4 protein-coding genes are annotated in these 5,341 nt (G+C 70.1%); 3 read left to right on the forward strand and 1 reads right to left on the reverse strand.

The genetic code is table 11. The features are described 5' to 3' along the window. The first annotated feature begins 304 nt into the window (after positions 1-304). The 3 genes from CCN56_RS22700 to CCN56_RS22710 all read left to right on the forward strand — a co-directional run bounded on the left by CCN56_RS22700 (position 305) and on the right by CCN56_RS22710 (position 4,323). Positions 305-1,696 (forward strand): DHA2 family efflux MFS transporter permease subunit, encoded by a 1,392-nt coding sequence (locus CCN56_RS22700; RefSeq protein WP_086829498.1) that lies wholly within the window; start codon positions 305-307, stop codon positions 1,694-1,696. Positions 1,697-1,823: 127 nt separating this feature from the next. Then, positions 1,824-2,717 carry an alpha/beta fold hydrolase gene (locus CCN56_RS22705; RefSeq protein ID WP_086829501.1) on the forward strand — a complete coding sequence of 298 codons (894 nt, stop codon included), beginning with the start codon at positions 1,824-1,826 and terminating at the stop codon, positions 2,715-2,717. 58 nt (positions 2,718-2,775) lie between these two features. Further along, positions 2,776-4,323, forward strand: a complete 1,548-nt coding sequence (locus CCN56_RS22710) for a class I adenylate-forming enzyme family protein (RefSeq protein WP_086829503.1) — start codon at positions 2,776-2,778, stop codon at positions 4,321-4,323. Positions 4,324-4,467: 144 nt separating this feature from the next. On the opposite strand, the gene CCN56_RS22715 is transcribed toward CCN56_RS22710, so the two are convergent. After that, positions 4,468-5,082 carry a TetR/AcrR family transcriptional regulator gene (locus CCN56_RS22715; protein WP_086829505.1) on the reverse strand — a complete coding sequence of 205 codons (615 nt, stop codon included), beginning with the start codon at positions 5,080-5,082 and terminating at the stop codon, positions 4,468-4,470. Positions 5,083-5,341 lie beyond the last annotated feature (259 nt).

Below are 5,341 nucleotides of genomic sequence, written 5' to 3' on the forward strand. Positions count from 1 at the left end.
GCCGGGTCTCCACCACGTCCTGCCCCAGGGTGGGTCCCGAGACGTCCTGCACGAGGAGGTCACATGATCTGCCGGACAGGTTCCGGGTGGACTGAACCCGGCTGCGCCCGGTCGGCAGCCATCCCGTGACATCGCGGGCCTTTTGATCGTTGTGGTGGTGCATCCGTCCACGTCATCGGCAGACGGTCCGCGAACGGTTGTCGTGGGACGAGGGCGACCGGCCGCCTCGGTACGGAACCGGCGATCGCGGCTCTTCGCCAGGGCAGGGGCTGGAGTCGACGCGTGACGACCCAGGGGGCCGCATATGTCCAAGGAGCGCCTTGAGCCTGCCCTGCTCAGGCTCTGCGGGATTCTGGCCGTGGGCGCCTTCGCCCCGCTGCTCGACAGCACGATCGTCTCGGTGGCGGTCGACGCCCTGGGCCGGGACTTCGGCGTGTCTACGGCGGGTGTCCAGTGGGTGAGCACCGCCTACTTGCTGGCGTTCGCGCTGGTCATGCCGGTGAGTGGGTGGGCAGGCGACCGGTTCGGGACACGGCGGGTCTGGCTGGGCGCGTTGGTCTTGTTCCTCGTGGGATCGGTGCTGTGTGCGTTCGCCGGCAGCGTTGTGTCGCTGGTCCTGTTCAGAGGTGTGCAGGGCGCGGGCGGCGGGCTGATGCTGCCGGTCCTGCAGACCATCATCGTGCGGGCATGCGGCGGGCAACGGGTGGGGCGGCTCATGGCCGTCGTATCGTTGCCGGCTCTGTTGGGGCCGGTCCTGGGGCCGGTGGTCGGTGGACTGCTCATCGGGCATCTCGGCTGGCGCTGGATCTTCTACGTCAATGTGCCCGTGTGTGTGCTGGCTCTGTTTCTTGCCTGGCGGGGCGTCCCCCACGATCGCGCCCTGCGTGCGTCGCGTCTCGATGTCGTGGGGCTGGTCCTGGTCTGCCCCGGTCTCACCGCGCTGGTGTACGGCCTCTCGCAGGTAGGCGGGCAGGTCGGTTTCGGGCGAGCGCGTGTGCTCGTGCCGATGGCGGCCGGGGCCGTCCTGGTCGCCGCGTTCGTCGGGCGGAGCATGCGAGCCGAGGCACCTCTGATCGACGTCAGGCTGTTTCGCCTGCGGTCCTTCGCCGCGACCTCGGTGCTGATGTTCGTCGGCGGTCTGACGATGTACGGCGGAATGTTCCTGCTGCCGCTCTACTACCAGCTCGTGCTCGGCAAGGGCGTAGTCGCCACCGGCCTCCTGCTGGCTTCTCAGGGGGCCGGTGCGCTGTCGGCCCGGGTGGCCGGCGTGGTCGCCGACAAGGTCGGGCCGCGTCCGGTCGTGGTGACCGGTCTCCTGCTGAGTGCCGCCGGGACGTGGCCCTTCGTCGTCCCGGTCAGTGACGGCCCGATCGTCTGCGTCGCCTTGTTCCTCCGCGGTTTCGGCATGAGCGCGGCGAACCTCGCTGTCATGGTCGGTGCCTATGAGGGGCTGGATGACGTGCGGGTTTCGGATGCCAGCACCACGACGCGGATCGTCCAGCAGCTCGGCGGCTCCTTCGGCACCGCTGCCCTCGCCGTTCTGCTCCAGCACGGTGGCCACACCCCGGCCGCTTTCGCTCACGCCTTCAGATGGACGGTCGTCCTCACCGTTCTCGCGGTCGTCGTCGCGGCCCTGCTGCCGGGACGCCGAACCGTGCACGTGCTGCCCCTGGCAGCGGGCGACAGCACGCGCTGACGTCCCTTTCCCCCGAACCCGGTGGTGACCATCAGCCGTCCGAAGCGTTCCGTACAGGGATCACGCGCTGTAGAGACAGACCGCGTGGACCGCGTGACCTTTGGGTGAGGAGCGCGGTTGACCGATCATGAATGCTGAGAAGGTCTGTCATTTTACCTTTAACGGGTTCGGCTACCGATGCCGGATCGTCGAGAACGACACCGCGGTCACCGAGCCCGTGGTCGTGATCGGCGGCGCCTTCCAGGACATGTACGCCTATCAGCGGCTGGAAGCACTCTGGGCGGCTTCGGCGACCGTGGTCAGTGTGGACCTGCCGGGGTCGGGTGCGGCTGATGCACTGCCCGCTTCGTACGGCTTCGATTTCCTCGTCAGTGCCCTGGTGGACCTGCTCGACCGGCTGGGTTTGAGCCGGGTGAACCTTTTCGGCGCCTCCTACGCCGTGCCGATCGCCTACGGTGTGGCCCAGGAGCATCCTGAGCGCGTCGCGCGTCTGGCGCTGGTCGGTGCCGCTCCCGTGTATCCCCCACAACAGCGTGCGGCGTTGCAGGCCATGGCCGACGCCCTTCAGTCCGGTGATGCCGGCGCCTATGCCCGGATGAGCGTCGCCGCGCTGCTGTCTCCGGGCGAGCAGGAGATCCACAAACGCGCGGTCGTCACCCGCGTCCTCGCCCGCACGATGGGGTCGGTCACGCAGGCCGACATCCCCCGGCATCTGGCCTCCACCCTGCGCGTCATCGGCTGGGAAGGGCTTCGGCCCGGCGGTGTCCACGGCGTGCCGGCGCTGGTGTTCACCGGCGAACACGACACCCTCACCCGTCCCGGCCTCGGGCGCGAGGTGGCCGCCACGATCGCCGGCAGCGTCTTCAGCCTGATCCGGGGCGCCGACCATCTGTGCCATCTCGAACGCCCGCACGAGATGTCCCAGCTGCTGGGCCGTTTCTTCACCGACCAGCCGCTCGACGGCCTGCCGTACCTCACCGCCCTCGAACGCCACGGCGCGGCGCCTGTTCTGGTCCCGTGACGGACCGGACGAGCACCAGCCGGCCCGGCCGCGGCCACCTCCTCCTCAAGGGGCAATCATGTCCGACCACACGCCCACCACGACCGGCCCCGGCTTCGTCGGTTACCCGCAAGCCGTCCTCGACGCCCTGGCTCGCGATCCCGACAGGCCGGCGATCATCTGCCACGACCGCCGGCAGGTCACCGCGGGCGAGCTGCGCGGCAACGTCCACCGGCTCGCCCGAGAGCTGACCGCACGCGGCGTCCGACGCGGACAGACCGTTGCCCTGCTCACCGGCAACACCCCCCAGGCGCTGATCGCCCGCTACGCGGCCAACCTGTCCGGCGCCCGGGTGACCCCCCTGTACGACGGGCTGTCCCCCGACGTCCTGGCACACCTGGTCGACGACGTCGAGACCGAACTGCTGCTGGCCGACTCCACCCGCTCCACGGACCTGGAGCGGCTTCGGCCGCTGGTTCGTGTGCCGACGGTGGCAACGCTGGGCCCGTCCCCGCACACCGACGACATCTGCGCAGCGGCGGCCCGGCGACCCTCGGCACCCGTCATCGTGCCCGTCGGTGACGACGACGACTGGTGCATCCGTCACACGGGCGGGACCACCACCGGGCTGCCCAAGGGCCTGCAGATGAAGCACGGCCCCTACCGCCGCACCCTGGACGTCCTGTGCGCCCCGTCAAAGACTCCGCCTCGCTACCTGGCCTGTACGCCTCTCACCCATGTCGCAGGGCTCTGTGCGGACCTGGCGCTCCTGCAGGGTGGCGAGGTCGTTCTGCAGCCCGCCTTCGACGCCGGCGAGGTGCTCGCCGCGATCGAACGCGAGCGGATCACCCACCTGTGGCTCCTGCCACCTCTCCTCCACCAGATCCTCGACCATCCCGCTCTGCCCACCACCGACATCTCCAGCGTCCAGCGGATCACCTACGGCGGCAGCCCCGCCTCCCCCGCCAGGCTGCGGCAGACCGAGAACGTCTTCGGCAAGGTCCTGCACAGCTGGTACGGACAGAACGAGACGCTCGGGCTGACCGAGGTGCACCCCGAGGAACACGGCGTGACCGGACGCCACGGGCAGATCACCGTCGGCCGTGCCCTGCCCGGCGTCGAACTCAGCATCCGCGACCGGCACGGCGACATCCTGCCCACAGGCAGCGAAGGCGAGATCCACGCCCGCGCCCACAGCATGATGAACGGCTACTGGAAGCAGCCCGAACTGACCGCCCGCGTTCTGCGCGACGGCTGGGTGCGCACCGGCGACATCGGCTACCTCGACGACGACGGCTACCTCTTCCTCGCCGACCGCAGCCACGACACGATCACCATCGAAGGCGCCCGCGTCTATCCCAGCGAGATCGAGGCGGTGCTGACGGCCCATCCCGCCGTCGCCCAGTGCGCCGTCTTCGGAGTACGACACGAGGACACGGTCGAACACGTGCACGCCGCCATCGTGCCCGCCCACGGCCACACCGCCACCGGCGACGAGCTACGCGCCTACGTCACCACCCACAAAAGCAGGCTCCACGCCCCTCACGCCTTCCACGTCATGAAGGCCATCCCGCTGACCAGCATCGGCAAACCCGACAAACACGCACTGCGCCGGGCACTGCAATGATCAGCAGGCCTCCTCACAGGTCGGGCGCCCGCATCCTGCCCGCAACGTCTTCCGGCCGGCGGCACTCAGCTCACCGGCCGCCGAGACCTGCCGGGTCTCCACCACGTCCGGCATGAGGAGGTCACATGACCCGCCGGACAGGCCCTAGTCGGGGATCTCGCGCGTCGTCGCCTCCAGGAGCGGGGCGAGGAACTGCCGTTCCAGGGTGCCGGGCGGCAGTTCGGCCGGCTCCACGTAGCTCTGCGCGAGACCTCCCTCGCGCAGGGCGATGAGGAGGCGGGCGAACCGGTCGGCCTCCACGGTCAGTTCGCGTCCGGCCCGGCGCAGGACGAGGGTGAGGCCGCGGGCGATCTCGGCCCGCAGCCGCTCGTCGTGGCGCGCGAGCACCCAGGCGGCCTGCGGGTCGCGGATCGCGTGCAGGGTGAACTCGGTGGTGACGAGGTACCAGTCCCGCTCGTCGGACTCGACGCGGGCGGCGAGCTCCGCGAGCCGGGTCAGGGTGTACTCCTCGGGGGTCAGCGCGTCGATGGCCTCGGCGAGGCGCCGTACCGTCCGCTCGCTGTGCTCGTCGAAGAGGGCGAGGAAGAGCTCCTCCTTGCTCGCGAAGTTCGAGTAGTACGCGCCCCGCGTGTAGCCGGCGCGCTCGCAGATCTGCTCGATCGTCGTCGCGTGGAAGCCGTGCTCGGCGAAGGTCTCCAGGGCTGCCTTCAGGAGGGCCGCGCGCGTGCGGGGCCGTCGCCTGGTGACACCTTTCGGCACGGGTGCTTCCTCCTCGTCGGACACGCCTTCGGGGCCGCTCGCGCGGCGGACGCCCACCCTACCGGCGTCCTCATCCCGGGCGGCGATCAGCACCGGCGGATAAAATTCAACGCATGGCAGAGCGGCCCGTCGTGCCCGCGGCGCCCGATCTGGTCCTCGAGATCGACGGGGACGCGACGCTCATGAACCCGAGCCGCGTCTATCGCATCGGGCGCGACCCCACCAGCGACATCGTGCTCCAGGACGCCCGGGCGTCCTG

This window comes from Streptomyces sp. NRRL B-24572 (assembly GCF_002156145.1).
In the GTDB taxonomy this organism is placed as follows: Bacteria; Actinomycetota; Actinomycetes; order Streptomycetales; family Streptomycetaceae; genus Streptomyces; species Streptomyces vietnamensis.